The 14720-nt window shown below is 58.6% G+C and carries 13 protein-coding genes; 9 read left to right on the forward strand and 4 right to left on the reverse strand.

Annotated elements, in window-relative coordinates; genetic code table 11:
* The first annotated feature begins 122 nt into the window (after positions 1-122).
* Positions 123-935 (forward strand): NAD(+) diphosphatase, encoded by an 813-nt coding sequence (gene nudC / locus MLC70_RS06900; RefSeq protein ID WP_248182499.1) that lies wholly within the window; start codon positions 123-125, stop codon positions 933-935.
* A 25-nt stretch (positions 936-960) separates the two neighbouring features.
* Complete coding sequence (murI, locus tag MLC70_RS06905; RefSeq protein ID WP_248182501.1) at positions 961-1794, forward strand: glutamate racemase; 834 nt, start codon at positions 961-963, stop codon at positions 1792-1794.
* Here murI and MLC70_RS06910 read toward each other — a convergent pair.
* Together MLC70_RS06910 and MLC70_RS06915 are read right to left on the reverse strand one after the other, a co-directional pair.
* A complete protein-coding gene (locus tag MLC70_RS06910) occupies positions 1772-2779 on the reverse strand; it encodes a DUF2156 domain-containing protein (RefSeq protein WP_248182502.1) in 1008 nt (335 codons plus the stop codon). The two genes, murI and MLC70_RS06910, sit on opposite strands and share 23 nt — an antisense overlap.
* 51 nt (positions 2780-2830) lie before the next feature.
* Positions 2831-3484, reverse strand: coding sequence for a class I SAM-dependent methyltransferase (locus tag MLC70_RS06915; protein ID WP_248182504.1), 654 nt, complete (start codon positions 3482-3484; stop codon positions 2831-2833).
* 796 nt (positions 3485-4280) lie between these two features.
* Between MLC70_RS06915 and MLC70_RS06920 the strand changes: the two genes are divergently transcribed.
* The 4 genes from MLC70_RS06920 (at position 4281) to MLC70_RS06935 (ending at position 10141) form a co-directional block, all read left to right on the forward strand.
* Positions 4281-5816 (forward strand): fatty acyl-CoA reductase, encoded by a 1536-nt coding sequence (locus MLC70_RS06920; RefSeq protein ID WP_248182505.1) that lies wholly within the window; start codon positions 4281-4283, stop codon positions 5814-5816.
* 281 nt (positions 5817-6097) lie between these two features.
* Complete coding sequence (acs, locus tag MLC70_RS06925; protein WP_248182506.1) at positions 6098-8044, forward strand: acetate--CoA ligase; 1947 nt, start codon at positions 6098-6100, stop codon at positions 8042-8044.
* 40 nt (positions 8045-8084) lie between these two features.
* On the forward strand, positions 8085-8750 hold the full coding sequence (locus tag MLC70_RS06930) for a response regulator transcription factor (protein ID WP_248182507.1): 666 nt from the start codon (positions 8085-8087) through the stop codon (positions 8748-8750).
* Between the two features lie 302 nt (positions 8751-9052).
* Positions 9053-10141, forward strand: coding sequence for a fatty acid desaturase family protein (locus tag MLC70_RS06935; RefSeq protein ID WP_248182508.1), 1089 nt, complete (start codon positions 9053-9055; stop codon positions 10139-10141).
* A 27-nt stretch (positions 10142-10168) separates the two neighbouring features.
* On the opposite strand, the gene MLC70_RS06940 is transcribed toward MLC70_RS06935, so the two are convergent.
* Positions 10169-11158, reverse strand: a complete 990-nt coding sequence (locus MLC70_RS06940) for a D-2-hydroxyacid dehydrogenase (RefSeq protein ID WP_248182509.1) — start codon at positions 11156-11158, stop codon at positions 10169-10171.
* 258 nt (positions 11159-11416) lie between these two features.
* Between MLC70_RS06940 and MLC70_RS06945 the strand changes: the two genes are divergently transcribed.
* The 3 genes from MLC70_RS06945 (at position 11417) to MLC70_RS06955 (ending at position 13504) form a co-directional block, all read left to right on the forward strand.
* A complete protein-coding gene (locus tag MLC70_RS06945) occupies positions 11417-12643 on the forward strand; it encodes a pyridoxal phosphate-dependent aminotransferase (protein ID WP_248182510.1) in 1227 nt (408 codons plus the stop codon).
* A 7-nt stretch (positions 12644-12650) separates the two neighbouring features.
* Positions 12651-12845, forward strand: a complete 195-nt coding sequence (locus MLC70_RS06950; protein ID WP_248182512.1) for a CPXCG motif-containing cysteine-rich protein — start codon at positions 12651-12653, stop codon at positions 12843-12845.
* An 89-nt stretch (positions 12846-12934) separates the two neighbouring features.
* Positions 12935-13504, forward strand: coding sequence for a YceB family lipoprotein (locus MLC70_RS06955; RefSeq protein ID WP_248182513.1), 570 nt, complete (start codon positions 12935-12937; stop codon positions 13502-13504).
* A gap of 32 nt (positions 13505-13536) precedes the next feature.
* Here MLC70_RS06955 and MLC70_RS06960 read toward each other — a convergent pair whose 3' ends face one another.
* Complete coding sequence (locus tag MLC70_RS06960) at positions 13537-14688, reverse strand: isocitrate/isopropylmalate dehydrogenase family protein (protein ID WP_248182515.1); 1152 nt, start codon at positions 14686-14688, stop codon at positions 13537-13539.
* Between the last annotated feature and the right edge of the window lie 32 nt (positions 14689-14720).

Raw genomic sequence — 14720 nt, forward strand, 5'->3', positions numbered from 1 at the left:
GTTGTAGTCACAGCGCAAAGCCATCCCGGCGTTCTGCCAGCCGGTCTGGTGTGATACATTTTCGGCGATAAGCATCGTCCCGAACCCGGGGCCTCTCCACCCACTGCTGCAGGATACGCTCTATGACAACCTGGATACCCGGCTGGTCCACCCGTGCTCCGGAGCCGGATAGCCCGGTGCTCGCCATCCGGGGTAGCGCTGTGTTGCGGATCAACGGCGACTGGTTGAGCCCGTGGCAGCAGGTGCGGCCGTTGGTCTCCGGGGCTGTGGAGCCGGTTAACCTGGGGCAGTGGGGAGGCCAGCCGTGCTTTGTGGTAGAGGCGGATTCCGGTTTCGAGGGCGACCAGGAAGAGGTCCCGCTGCGAGACGCCATCCTCGGCATGCCGGGCGCACCCACCGAAATGCTGAGCACCGCCTTCCAGGTCTGGCAGTGGTGGCGGGATCACCGCTACTGCGGCCGTTGTGGTGGTGTTACCGGCCTGCATGCGCTGGAGCGAGCCCGCTGGTGTGAGCCTTGCGGCATTCCCTGGTATCCCCGTGTGGCGCCTTGCGTCATCGTGATGATTCGACGGGACGATCGCATGCTTTTGGCCCGATCGTCCCGGGTAAAGCGGCATTTTTACAGTCTGATTGCCGGCTTTGTGGAACCAGGCGAGACGCTTGAGCAGGCCGTGGTGCGGGAAGTGAAGGAAGAAACCGGCCTGGACGTGAACAACATTCGCTACAGTACGTCTCAGCCCTGGCCCTTCCCGCATCAGTTGATGATGGGCTTTTTTGCGGATTACTGTGGCGGGGAACTGGTCTTACAGGAGGACGAACTGGCCCATGCTGACTGGTTCCTGCCGAGTGACATGCCGCCCGTGCCACCGGTGACTACCATTGCCGGACGCCTGATACGCGACATGGTCGAGGCATTGCAGGAGCCCGGCCAATGAAACTGCCGGGCCGGGGCCGCTGATCATGCCGCGCATTCTGGTTTTTGATTCCGGTATCGGCGGGCTGAGTGTGGCCGCCTGTATCCGTCAGCGGCTTCCTTCGGTGGAGCTGGTGTACGTGGCGGACAACGCTGGCTTCCCCTATGGTGATCAGCCAGAGCCGACGGTTATCGGGCGTTGCCGAACACTGATCGCTGCGGCGTTACAGGCTTTTCCCTGTGATCTGATCGTGGTTGCCTGCAACACCGCCAGTACCGTTGTGCTGCCCGAGCTGCGGGCCATGACCCGGATTCCGGTGGTGGGCGTGGTGCCCGCGGTGAAACCGGCCGCGGCGTGCAGCCTTAATCGCCGCATTGGCGTGCTGGCCACACCGGCGACCGCACGCCGGCCTTACCTGGATGGTCTGATCCGGGAATTCGCCAGTGACTGCCGGGTCGAGCGCATCGGTCACCCATCTCTGGTTCACTGGATTGAAGGTGCGGTAACCGGCAAGGCAATTTCGCAGCCGGCATTAAGTGACGCATTGCAGCCGTTCCGGGACAGCGGGGTGGATACGGTGGTGCTGGGATGCACCCATTATCCGTTGATTCGCCCACAGCTTGAGGCCTGCCTGCCCGATGTGCGTTTCTGGGTGGATTCGGGCGACGCTATTGCCCGTCGTTCGGAATGGCTGCTGGAGCAACAGGGAGCTCTGGTGTCGTCATCGCCCGGTGCCGGGCCGCCAGTCAGGGCGGTGCTGTTTTCCGGGCCCGTGCCCAGCGGGTTGACGGCGTATATGACCAATATGGGGCTGGCCCCGGCGGAGGTTTGTGGCCCATGGCCCGGCGCGCAGGGTATTACAGCAACCGGGTCAGTCTGAACATGGCGAGGAACTCCAGCGCAGGGATGGTCCTGCGGTGGCAGCAGTAGGTCTTGAAGTTGTCACCGCGAAAGCGCGACTTGGTGAATTCCAGTCCTTTGAAATTGTATAGGGAGTTCCCTTTTTCGTAGAGGCCATGGAGAAGACGTTTGAGCGGCCGGCTTTCCTGATGCTCGGTGGCCGGGTCCAGTGACAGGGGAATCAGTCCCAGATCCAGATAGGGCACGCCCTCTGCCTTGAACACGTCCATGGCGTGTGCCATCAGCGTGTAGAAAATGCCCTGCCGGAAATCCGCGTTGGCCCGTGAAATGTTGGGCACATAACTGATGATCTCGTTGTTGCGGTAGATCGGATCAAAATAGATAAAGCCCACGGCTCTGCCACCCTGGTAAGCATAAAAGTGGCGCTCGTTTTCACGGTAGTCCATTTCCATCGGGCGAATCAGAAAGCGAATTTCCTTGCTCTTGCACTTCCGGGTGCGAATCCACGCGTCGGAGATCTCCCGAGTGTGATCATCGCTGAACCGTTCCTTGACACTGATGCCGTTCTTCTCGGCCTGGTTCAGGGCGGTGCGCAGAATCTGCTTTTTCTTGCCGCTCACTGACCAGTCCTGCAGACGGATCCGTGACTCGCTGCCAAACTGGGTACCGAACAGACCAAAGCGCAGATGAAGGAAATCCACCACGGCCTTGGACACCTGGATATAACAGGCGTTCGGAAAACGGGTATGGAACTGTTCCAGGATCACCGCAAAATTTTCCGGGGCGCAGACCGGGTCCGACAGCACGAAGGTGCCCCCCCACTTGCGCATGTAGGCAACATAACCGATGCCCGGCACATCAAAGTACTTCATACCAGGCTGAAGAGTGGAGAAAGACTGCGAGTGCACGCCGTACTGTTTCAGATAGCCGACACGCTCAGCAAAGCTGAGAGCGCCTGCATCGAGCGCGCGGATTCCGTCCAGTGGAAGAATCTGGTCTGACATGGTGATGCTCCCCGATGTGTTTTTGTTCAGAGCATGGTTTGCGGGTGCCGGTTATGCCTGCTTCTGCCCAAGGATTGACCAGTAGCAGTTCATATTCAGAAGCTTGAAGTGCTTCTTCTCGGTGACCTGAAGCCCCAGACGCTGCATGTGCTCGGGGTAGTTGTAGATCTTGTGGAATGCGTTGTTGGCAAACAGCCAGAAGATGAAGACCGCCATGTACCAGTACATTTTCTTGAACAGCCGGGCGATCAGGTTGCCGGTGGGGTAGCAGAAGTCGCCCACGACCACTTTGGCGTCGGCTTTGCCGAGACGGATGAGGTGCTCCAGTACCCGTACCATCATGGTTTCGTCAAAGACATTGAGGAAGAAGTTGGCCACCACCATGTCGTATTGCTCGAACTCATCCACTTTCATGATGTCGCTGTGGATGCGACGAATGGTCAGGTGCGGCGCCTCTTTCTCCTGCGCCCCACCAAACTTGCGCAACATGGTTTCCGACAGATCAACCACGGTGACGTCGGCGCCCAGTTCCGCGGCACGGATGGCATCGCGGCCATGACCCACGCCGGCAAAAAGAATGCGGGCGCCCGGGCGAATGGTTTCCACGTCGAGCATGGCGGTTTTGCAGCGGTGAATGTTCTTGCCGCTGTAGAGGTTGCTGAGGAAGTCGTAAACCGGGCCGATGTATTTGTACTTGTCGCGCATGGTGACTGCTGCCTGTTCAGATCCTGTGGTTTGCTGTCACCGTTGTTGTGATTGTTGGCTCGACTGCCTGTCGGCTTTCCGGTGACAACGCCTGCGTGCTTTCACTCTGTTCGTGAACTCACTCTAGTGAAGGCGTTTGGGCAAATATGTGCAGCACCGCGCATTTCCGGATACACAAAGTAACGCAAAGAAATACTTTGCAAACCAAGTCAACATTTATAATCAGATTGTCCGACAATGTATCGTCAGAAAAGGGTAATCGGATTATCGGGTAAGGTCGGGCGCAAGAAGGTGCGACTTTGGCGGTCAGGTGGCCAGGTTTTTCAATCACGTCAGCCTGCGTGCTGGGACTGGCATGTTACTGGCAGCAACGGTGATACATCGCTGCTACGTTATGAGGCGCTCAATCGGAAATGTGCACTGATGGGGCGCGCGCCGTGCATCACTCGCGCCGCTCCCTGATGTTTTTGTGGAGCAGTTGTCGGGGGCGCTGTCAGGTTCGGACGCCGACGACTCCTGACGTCAAATCTTCTGCATTCCTCGTTCCATTCTCTTCCCATTCCGGCCGGAATGATCCTTATTTTTTCGTCATTTTATTTACTCTTTATGTAGCGTAACTTTGCTCTGTGTCACCGCATCGTCATGGAAGTCGTGCAAATATTAACCTCATTATTTCGAATGATGGCCCGCTTAATGCAGTGCATTAACCAGTGTCTCTGATGGAGAGATACCAGGTGGCTCGGGGCCGGACAAGAGCATTCGTGGCCATAGATTGTTAAGAGAAGGAGTTCCCGGCATGGCAGATCAGCATCAAACTTCAGCATCATCATCCACCGTTCTTGAGCAGCTGCGTGGCAAACACGTTCTGGTGACCGGTACCACCGGCTTTCTTGGTAAGGTGGTGTTGGAGAAACTCATTCGCGCAGTACCGGATATCGGCGGCATTCACCTGCTGATCCGGGGCAACAAGCGCCACCCTAACGCCCGCGATCGTTTTGTCCACGAGATCGCTACCTCCTCGGTGTTCGAGCACCTTCGCAAGGAAGACAACGATGCGTTCGAAACCTTTCTCGAGGAGCGGGTGCATTGCATCACCGGTGAGGTGACCCAACCCCGTTTCGGATTGCCGGCAGAGCGCTTTACCGCGCTCGCTAACCGGGTGGATGCGTTCATCAATTCTGCCGCCAGTGTGAATTTCCGGGAGGAACTGGACAAGGCCCTGACCATTAATACCCTGTGTCTGAATAACGTGGTACAGCTGGCCCGGCTGAACCGGAAAATGGCGGTTATCCAGGTGTCCACGTGTTATGTGAATGGCAAGAATTCCGGACAGGTCACCGAGTCGACCATCAAGCCAGCGGGTGAGGACATCCCCCGCAGCAATGCCGGCTATTACGAGATCGAGGAGCTGGTGCGTCTGCTGGACGACAAGATTGCCGACGTCCGCTCCCGTTATTCGGGCAAGGTACTGGAAAAGAAGCTGGTGGATCTGGGCATTCAGGAAGCCAACCGCTACGGCTGGAGTGATACCTACACCTTCACCAAATGGCTGGGTGAGCAGCTGCTGATGAAGGCTCTGGATGAGCGCGCGCTGACCATTGTCCGGCCGTCGATTATTGAAAGTGCACTGGAGGAACCGGCGCCGGGCTGGATTGAAGGTGTGAAGGTGGCCGACGCCATCATTCTGGCCTACGCCCGCGAGAAGGTCACTCTGTTCCCGGGCAAGCGCAGCGGCGTGATTGACGTTATTCCGGTGGATATGGTGGCCAACGCCATTATCCTCTCGCTGGCGGAAGCGCTTGCCGAGACGGCGCAGCGGCGCATCTACCAGTGCTGCAGCGGAAGCAGCAATCCGATCACCCTGGGCGAATTCATCGATCACCTGATGGCCGAATCCCGGTCTAATCATGCCGCCTATGATCAACTCTTCTATCGTCGGCCCACTAAGCCGTTCATCGCCGTTAACCGCAAGCTGTTTGATGTGGTGGTCGGCGGAATGCGGATACCACTGAGTGTGACCGGGCAGGTGATGAAGTTGCTGGGTCAGAACCGTGAGCTGAAAATGCTGCGGAATCTGGATACCAGCCGCTCCCTGGCCACCATTTTCGGGTTCTATACCGCTCCGGATTACATCTTCCGTAACGATGCGCTGCAGGCGCTGGCGTCTCGCATGGGCGAGCTGGACCGGATGTTGTTTCCCGTGGACGCACGGCAGATCGACTGGGCCGTTTATCTGCGCAAGATCCACCTGGCAGGGTTGAATCAGTACGCGCTTACGGAACGCAAGCTCTCCAGCCTGCGTTCCGCCAAAACTCGCCAAAAAGCCGCCTGATCCGGTCCGCGGGCCCGGTCTGTAAGCCGGGCTCGCGGCTCTCTCTTGCCTTTCTGCTCCTCCCGGGTGCCCCGCCTTGCGGTTCGTGTTGCCGCAGCTATCCTATGTTCAGACTCCCACACAACGTGATTAGCCGTTGTTTTTGTGTGGCTTTAGTGGCTGTCTCGTAGAAAAGTTCAGTCTCATTAGGACGTTAGTCTAATTCATTGTGTGGTGGCACACATGTTGAACTACCAGCAAAATCACAATGACAAAATACTCTAAACCATAGGGGGAGCACAATGACTGAGAAACAGGTCTATCCGGTGAGTCCGGACGTTGCCAAGCACGCGCTGCTGAACCGTGACCAATACGAGCAGATGTATCGGCAATCCATTGAAGATCCCGACGCGTTCTGGGCCGAGCACGGTAAGCGGCTGGAGTGGATCAAGCCGTTCAGCAAGGTGAAGAACACCACGTACGATTACGACAATCTCTCGATCAAGTGGTTCGAGGATGGCGAGCTGAACGCCTCCGCCAACTGCCTTGACCGCCACCTTGACGCCCGTGGTGACCAGACCGCGATCATTTTTGAAGGTGACGACCCTGCTGATTCCCGTCATGTCAGCTATCGCGAGTTGCACGAAGAAACCAGTAAGTTCGCCAACGCCCTGAAAGGCCTGGGCGTCAAGAAAGGCGATGTGGTCACCATCTACATGCCGATGATTGTGGAAACCGCTGTGGCGATGCTGGCCTGTGCTCGTATCGGCGCGATTCACTCGGTGGTGTTCGGTGGCTTCTCGCCAGAGGCGCTGGGTGCCCGTATTGCCAACGGCAAATCCCGCTTTGTGGTGACCGCCGATGAAGGGGTTCGGGGTGGTCGCAAGATCCCGCTCAAGAAAAACGTTGATGCTGCCCTGAAGAATGACGACGCCGCCAAGGTCGAGAAAGTGGTCGTGGTCAGCCGTACCGGTGGCGATGTGCCCTGGAACGACAGCCGTGACGAGCGTTACGAAGACCTGATGAAGACCGCATCGGCGGACTGCAAGCCAGAGCCCATGAACGCGGAAGATCCGCTGTTCATGCTGTACACCTCGGGGTCGACTGGCGCGCCCAAGGGTGTCCTGCACACCACTGGTGGCTACATGGTGTATGCCTCCATGACCCACCAGTACGTGTTTGACTACCATGATGGCGATGTTTACTGGTGCACGGCGGACTTCGGTTGGGTGACCGGCCACAGCTACATCCTGTATGGCCCGCTGGCTAACGGTGCCGTTACCGTGTTGTTCGAGGGCGTGCCTAATTACCCGGACAGCTCCCGTATGGGTCAGGTGGTGGACAAGCACAAGGTCAATATCCTGTACACCGCGCCGACCGCGATCCGGGCGCTGATGGCCGAAGGCGAGTCCTGCATGAACGGCACCAACCGCAACAGCCTGCGCCTGCTGGGCTCGGTGGGTGAGCCGATCAACCCGGAAGCCTGGGAGTGGTATCACCGGGTGATCGGTAACAGCCAGTGCCCGATCGTGGATACCTGGTGGCAGACCGAGACCGGCGGCATCCTGATTTCGCCCTTGCCCGGCGCCATTGACCTCAAGCCGGGCTCGGCGACCGTGCCCTTCTTTGGTGTGAAGCCGGCACTGGTAGACAGCAATGGTGAGATCCTGGAGGGCAAGACCGAGGGTAATCTCGTGATTCTTGACAGCTGGCCGGGCCAGATGCGTACCATTTATGGCGACCACGAACGCTTCAAGCAAACCTACTTCAGCGCCTACAAGGGTATGTACTTCACCGGCGACGGTGCCCGTCGCGATGAGGATGGCTACTACTGGATTACCGGCCGTGTGGACGACGTGCTGAACGTGTCCGGCCACCGCCTTGGTACCGCTGAGGTCGAGAGCGCGCTGGTTTCCCACGAGAAAGTGGCCGAGGCGGCCGTGGTTGGCTACCCCCACGAGATCAAGGGCCAGGGCATCTATGTCTATGTCACTCTGGTGCAGGGGCAGGAGCCATCTGACGAGCTCAAGAAAGAGCTGGTTCAGTGGGTGCGCAAGGAAATCGGTCCGATCGCCTCTCCGGATGTGATCCAGTGGGCGCCGGGATTGCCGAAGACGCGCTCCGGCAAGATTATGCGCCGCATTTTGCGTAAGATTGCCGCTAACGAGCACGATCAGCTGGGCGATACCTCCACTCTGGCAGACCCGGGCGTGGTGGACGATCTGATCAGCAGTCGTGCGTTCAAATAAGGTCTGTCAGCAGGCCAGAAATCTGTGAGGAATCCGTTGAATGGCACAAACAATTATCGTCGCTGATGATCACCCGCTGTTTCGTGCAGCTCTGAAGCAGGCGGTCAATCAGGCGGTTCCTGATGCGCAAACGGTTGAGGTTGACAGCATCAAGGCGCTGCAGGCGGCGGTGGAGTCACACCCGGATGCGGATCTGGTGTTGCTGGATCTGAATATGCCGGGTGCCCACGGCTTCTCGGGGCTCGTGTTCATGCGCGGGCAGTACCCGGGGTTGCCGGTGGTGATTGTGTCAGGCTCGGAGGAGATGCAGGTGATGCGCCGTTCGATCGATTACGGGGCGTCGGGTTTCATTCCTAAGTCGGCGCCGCTGCCGACCATCACCGAGGCGATTCAGGCGGTCCTGGAGGGGGATGTCTGGTTGCCAGCAGGGGTGGCGGACAAGATCGAGCGGATGCATTCGGACATGACGGATTTCTCCGAGAAGCTGGCCTCGCTGACGCCGCAGCAGTTCCGGGTGCTGGGTATGCTCGCTGAGGGGCTTCTGAACAAGCAGATTGCGTATGATCTGGATGTGTCGGAGGCGACCATTAAGGCGCACATTACGGCGGTGTTCCGGAAGCTCGGGGTGCGGAACCGGACCCAGGCGGTGATCGCGATTCAGCAGATGGAGATCGATCCATCGGATCAGTCGTTGTCTGGCAGTTGAGCTGACCTGGTTTGGGATTATGAAACGGGGAGCCTTCGGGCTCCCTTTTTTTATGCCCTTGAATAGCGCTCGTGCGCTGGAGTCAGCGCCGGTCGGGCCAGACCCGCCCGACGCCTTGAACTTCTGCGAAGGTTTTTCATTTATTTCGGTACATCTGTACGCGTATTTTTCAGAAGTCATTAAAAATTAATCTATCTGCCATTGTTATTGGCTCTTTCATTCTGTAAATTCGGCTCACACATGTACGCTCAAATTAATAACGGCGTAACGGACAATTTTATTTTCAGAATGAAAGGTGACGAATGAACGCTGCTGTGAAACCCGAATCGATGGGTAATGCCGTGTTTGGACAACCCGATGAGCGTGAGCTGCGGGACAGAATGAAAAAGGAGCTGCCGGCGGATACTTTCCAGGCGCAGACCTGGCGGGTGATCTGGTTTCTCCCGTTGCAGTTGATTATCTGGGGAGGCATCGCGGCGATTCTGCTGGCGGGCTTGCCGTGGTATGCCAATCTGGGGCTGGGTTTGTTGGTGGGGCACACCATCGGTGCTCAGGCATTGCTGGCGCACGAGGTACTGCACGGTGCCCTGGGCATGAGCAAACGTTGGCAGAATGTCTTCGGCTGGCTGGGTTTCGGCCCGATGATTGTGCCCCCGGAGTTCTGGCGCAAGTGGCACAACGTGGTGCATCACGGTAACACCAACACCGGTGACTCCGATCCTGACAGCTTTGGTACGCTGCGCCGTTACAAGACCGATCCCAAACAGAAGAAGTTCACCAAACTGGCGCCAGGGTCAGGCACCTGGTACAGCTATCTGTTCCTGACTTACTCGTTCACGTTCCACGCGCAACTGGTGCTGTGGTTCCAGGCCAAGCGGCGTAAGCAGTTTCAGGGGCTGGACCGCGGCAAAGCGATTCGCCAGACGTTCTACTGTATGGCCGCGTGGGCGGTACTGGCGGTGATCTCGGGGCCGTTGGCGTTGTTTACCGTGTTGATTCCGTTCATGGTCGCCAATGCGCTGGGGCAGGGGTACATCCTCACCAACCATTTCCTGCGTCCGCAGACCGCAACCAATAACCCGCTGGACAACTCCATGAGCCTGCGCAGTAATGCGCTTCTGGATCGCCTGCATTTTCGCTTCAGCCACCATGTGGAGCACCATTTCTTCCCGAAGATGGGGCATAACATGGCACCCAGGGTGCGTAAGTGGCTCGAGGACAATCATGGCGAACGTTACATGGCCATGCCCCATGGCACGGCGCTGAAGCTGCTGCATACGACGCCACGGGTTTACAAGTCGTCCACCGAGTTGGTGGATCCGAATCATCCGGAGCGGGTATTTGATTTGTTGCCGTTGCAGCGAGAGTTTGCGGCGAGTAATCGTCGTTAATCAGGGGGTGTCGGATTACGCCGGAGGCTAATCCGGCTTGCTCCCGGCATACCCCAGTTCCTTGTCCACCAGATTGAACAGCTCCTCGCCACCATGCCAGCGGTCAAAGTTCTCCAGGAACTGGTCGGTGAGGGCACGTTTCCAGCCGATGAAATCGCCGGCCATATGGGCGGTCATGATGACATTGTCCATGTCCCACAATGGGTGATCTTCGGCCAGGGGTTCTTCCTCGAACACATCGAGGCCAGCACCGGCGATCTCGCCACTGCGCAATGCTTCAATCAGATCATCGGTTTTGACGATGGGGCCGCGGCCAATGTTGATGAGACGGGCGTGGGGGCGCATGGCCTTGAAGGCCTTGCGGTCAAACAGCCCTTCGGTCTGGGGCGTTAACGGCGCGGCGATGACCACGTAGTCAGCCAGCGCCAGCTGCTCGAACAACTCCTCGTTGCTGTGTACGGCAATAAAGTCCGGGTCGTCACGGCGGGTCTTGCGGGCAATGCCGTGGGGTTTCATGCCGATGGCGCTGACCAGGCGGCCGATCTGGCGGCCGATGGAGCCGGCGCCTACCACCAGCACCTGATTGCCCTGCGCCCGTTCGGTGTCCCGGTGCTGCCATTTGTGGTCCAGCTGCAGGCGGATTGAGCGGGGGAAGTCCTTGGCGAACATCAGAATGGTGCAGAGCACGTACTCGGCAATGGTGCGGTCGAAAATGCCGCGAGCATTGGTCACCGTTACCTGGCCTTTGGTCAAGGCCGGGAACATCAGCGCGTCTACCCCGGCACTGGTGGCGTGAATCCATTGCAGCTTGTCGGCGGCGGGCCAGGCCGCTTCCAGGGCTTCGGTGCGGAAGTCGGTCACCATCATCACATCGGTGCCGGGCAGGGTGTCTTTCAGAGTCGGTTCGTCATAGGCAAACCGTACCGTGGCCCTTGCCCGCAGTGCGTCCATGCCCGGGGGTTCCTGTTCCCCCGGTGCTGTCAGAACGGTTACGACCGGTTTGCTGTGTTGAGTCATCTTTCCTCCGCGGACCTGTTACCTGGAATCGGGGTGCCGGTGGCTGGTTGCCTGGCGGTGTAACCCTGTCTGTCACAGTCTGGTTTGCGGGGCGCGGGCGGTCAACCTGAGTTCGTCAGACAAAGGGATATGAGCGCTGCAAACAGGCAATGTCAGGCGGCGTGGAATCTTTCTGAGGTTATGTCTTGTACGCCCCCTCCATACTGGCTAACCTGCAGGAGTAGCTTCTTTTTTGCGCTGTTCGCAGGAGGTAGATTTATGGCAGAAGCCGCCAACAACGACACTGGCCAGTCCAAGCCGAGAAAGGTGAAATACCGTAACTCCAAGGCCAGTTGGAACCCTGCCATGCAAGCCGTGCCGGTGCCCGGCATTCGTCGCATGGTGAATATGGCGGCGACCATGAAGGATGTGATTCATCTTTCCATCGGTCAGCCAGACCTGCCGACACCCAAGCATGTCATAGATGCCTATGTTGATGCCCTGCATGCCGGGCAGACAGGCTACACCATGGACGCCGGGCTGCCGGAGCTGCTGGTGGCGCTGCGGGATTACTACGGCAAGCGCTATAACCGCAAGCTGACCCGCGACAATATTCTGATCACCAGCGGTGCGACCGAGGCCATGTATCTGGCGATCTCCGCCACGTCGGCGCCGGGCCGTCAGTTTATCGTGACCGATCCTTCTTTCCTGCTTTACGCACCGCTGATCCGGATGAACGGTGGCGAGGTCAAGTTCGTGCCCACCCACGCCGAGAATAACCATCAGCTCGATCCGGACGAAGTGATCCGGGCCATGGGCCCGCGCACCTTCGCGCTGATTCTGAACAACCCCAACAATCCGACCGGTGCGGTTTACCCCCGCAGCACGGTGGAGACCATTCTCGAAGAATGTGCGTACCGTGGCATCCAGGTGTATGCGGACGAAGTCTACGACCACCTGATTTTTGATGACGAGGACTTTGCCAGTGTCCTCAACTGCTCGATGGACCTGGATAACATCATGTGCATCAGCAGTTTTTCAAAAACCTACAGCATGGCCGGACTAAGAGTCGGCTGGGTGATCGCCAGTCAGGCCGCCATCAAGTCCTTGCGGCGCTTTCACATGTTCACTACCTCGGTGGCCAATACGCCCTCGCAGTTTGCCGGCGTGGCAGCACTGACCGGTGATCAGCAATGCGTCAAAGATATGGTCGACATCTACCGGGAACGTCGCGACAAGGTGGTTGAACTGATCGAACAGACACCGCACCTGACCGGATATAAGCCTGGCGGTGCCTTTTTTGCGTTCCCGGATCTGCCGCGCCATGTCGACGGTTCCGATCTGGCATTGCGCATGCTCAAGGAAACCGGGGTGTGCATGGTGCCGGGCGATGCCTTCGGTGAACACTGCACCAACGCCGTGCGCATCAGTTTTTCCACCACCTGTGAGAAGCTTGAAGCAGCGTTTGACCGGGTGATTCCATGGATGGCCAAACAACAGTTCTGAGGTAGACATGTCAGCCCTGGACTCGGTTCTGATTCAATGCCCGTACTGCTGGGAGATGCTGGATATCAGCGTCGATCCCTCAGTACAGGCGGAACAGGAATACGTGGAAGATTGCCAGGTCTGCTGTCAGCCTATTTTGTTGAAGGTGTGGATGGACGATGACCTGACACCTCACGTGGAAGCCTGTGCGGAAAACAGTTAGGGGCTTCCTGACAAATCCTTAACCTTCCCGATCGTCGGGATGGCATAGTCTACCCCTCTTGAATTCGTGTTCACTCCGGAGAAATGTGCATGTTCGCCAAGCGGTCCTCTGTTTTATCGGCCTTGATGATACTGGCCGTCACCCTGATCAGTGGCTGTGCCACATTGTCCCCGTATTCCATCTCGGAGGGTGAGCTGGAACGGCACCTTCAGGATGCTGTGGCTACCTTTGACCGGGATCAGTTGCAGAGCGGTTCACCTCTGAGCCTTAGTCTCAGTAATGCGGATATCACTCTCGGACCGGACGGTCGTGACGTTGCTGTGATCGACCTTGGCGGGCAGGTGGCACTCAATGCGCTGATGACCAGGCTCCCGGTCGATATTTCCCTGAAAGTCGAGGGTGCGCCGGTCTATGACGCCAAGGAAAAGGCCGTATACATTCGTCGCCTGCAGCTGCTGGATAGCAGCATCGACTCGCCGTTCTTCAAGGGTGATCTCAAGCCGGTCACCGACACGGTGATGCGGGCGGTGGCGCAAATGCTGGAGACCATGCCGGTGTACCGTCTCGACGAGACGGATTTCGCCCAGCGGATGTTCGGCATGGTACCGATGGATGTGCGGGTCGCCCCCGGGCGACTGGAATTTGTGATGTCTGAATAGTCCCCGTGCCACCTGGCCCGGGGGTATGTGGGTCAGGCCAGGCGACGGCAGATTGCGTCGCCGATCTCACGGGTTCCTCGCTGGGCGCCGGCATTCTCTGCCAGATCGGCGGCCACCGCTTCAAACAGTGCCTTGCCAGCGGCGTCCACGGCCGGGTCCCTGCGGCCCAGCCAGTCCAGCATACGGGCGGTGGTGAACAGCATGGCGGTGGGATCCGCCAGACCCTGGCCGGCAATATCCGGCGCGCTGCCGTGGGTGGGCTCAAACATCGAGGGCATGTCCGGATCGGTCGGGTTCAGGTTGCATGAGGGTGCAACGCCCATCCCCCCGGACAGCACTGCCGCCAGGTCGGTCAGGATGTCGCCCTGCAGGTTGCTGGCCACCACCACATCAAAAGCCCAGGGGCTTTGCACAAACTTCATGCAGGCCGCATCCACCAGTTCGTGGTGGGTGGCCACGTCCGGATATTCCCGACTGATCTGCTCAAACGCCTCGCTGTACATGTCCCCCCAGTAACGCAGCGCATTGCGCTTGGTGACCAGGCACACCTGGCTGTTGCAGGTGCGGCCGTCGAGGGTCCGGAACTGGCGAGGGCGGTCCTGCTGTGAGCGCTCCCCGGCACGCTGGCGCGCCTGCTCGAAGCCGTAACGGATAATGCGGTCGGTGGCGCGGCGGGTAAACACCTCCATCTGCGTTGCGACTTCGTCCGGCGTGCCTTTGCGCAGGCGACCACCCTGGCTGACGTATTCGCCCTCACTGTTTTCGCGAATGACCAGCATGTCGATGTCTTTGGCACGCTCATCGGCGAGATACTGCCGTGCGCCAGGCAGCAAGCGCGCGGGTCGCTCGCAGACCCACTGATCAAAACCCTTGCGCATGTCCAGCAGCGGTGCAAGCGAGATGCTGTCCGGCAGCAGGTAGCGTTGCGGGTCATCCAGCGGCCCCGGATCGCCGAGGGCGCCGAGAAGGATGGCATCGAACGCCTTGAGCTGGTCCAGCGCATCTTCCGGCATGGACTCGCCATGTTCTTCATGCCAGGCGTGGGAGGGCCAGGGAAAGCGTGTCCACTCCAGGGCGAGGTTGTGCCTGGCCCGAAGGGTTTCCAGGCAGCGCACTGCCTCGGCGACCACTTCCGGGCCGATACCGTCCCCGGGGGTGACTGCGATTCGCGATTTCTGAGCCATTCAAAAACTCCTGTTGGCGTGATCATCGTCGT

It is taken from the genome of Marinobacter goseongensis, assembly GCF_023156235.1.
GTDB classification, from domain to species: Bacteria; Pseudomonadota; Gammaproteobacteria; order Pseudomonadales; family Oleiphilaceae; genus Marinobacter; species Marinobacter goseongensis.

Bases quoted from the DNA above. Each gene is read 5' to 3' on its own strand.
- nudC (WP_248182499.1), top strand. From the start codon at position 123: ATGACAACCTGGATACCCGGCTGGTCCACCCGTGCTCCGGAGCCGGAT.
- murI (WP_248182501.1), top strand. From the start codon at position 961: ATGCCGCGCATTCTGGTTTTTGATTCCGGTATCGGCGGGCTGAGTGTG.
- MLC70_RS06910 (WP_248182502.1), bottom strand. From the start codon at position 2,779: ATGTCAGACCAGATTCTTCCACTGGACGGAATCCGCGCGCTCGATGCA.
- MLC70_RS06915 (WP_248182504.1), bottom strand. From the start codon at position 3,484: ATGCGCGACAAGTACAAATACATCGGCCCGGTTTACGACTTCCTCAGC.
- MLC70_RS06920 (WP_248182505.1), top strand. From the start codon at position 4,281: ATGGCAGATCAGCATCAAACTTCAGCATCATCATCCACCGTTCTTGAG.
- acs (WP_248182506.1), top strand. From the start codon at position 6,098: ATGACTGAGAAACAGGTCTATCCGGTGAGTCCGGACGTTGCCAAGCAC.
- MLC70_RS06930 (WP_248182507.1), top strand. From the start codon at position 8,085: ATGGCACAAACAATTATCGTCGCTGATGATCACCCGCTGTTTCGTGCA.
- MLC70_RS06935 (WP_248182508.1), top strand. From the start codon at position 9,053: ATGAACGCTGCTGTGAAACCCGAATCGATGGGTAATGCCGTGTTTGGA.
- MLC70_RS06940 (WP_248182509.1), bottom strand. From the start codon at position 11,158: ATGACTCAACACAGCAAACCGGTCGTAACCGTTCTGACAGCACCGGGG.
- MLC70_RS06945 (WP_248182510.1), top strand. From the start codon at position 11,417: ATGGCAGAAGCCGCCAACAACGACACTGGCCAGTCCAAGCCGAGAAAG.
- MLC70_RS06950 (WP_248182512.1), top strand. From the start codon at position 12,651: ATGTCAGCCCTGGACTCGGTTCTGATTCAATGCCCGTACTGCTGGGAG.
- MLC70_RS06955 (WP_248182513.1), top strand. From the start codon at position 12,935: ATGTTCGCCAAGCGGTCCTCTGTTTTATCGGCCTTGATGATACTGGCC.
- MLC70_RS06960 (WP_248182515.1), bottom strand. From the start codon at position 14,688: ATGGCTCAGAAATCGCGAATCGCAGTCACCCCCGGGGACGGTATCGGC.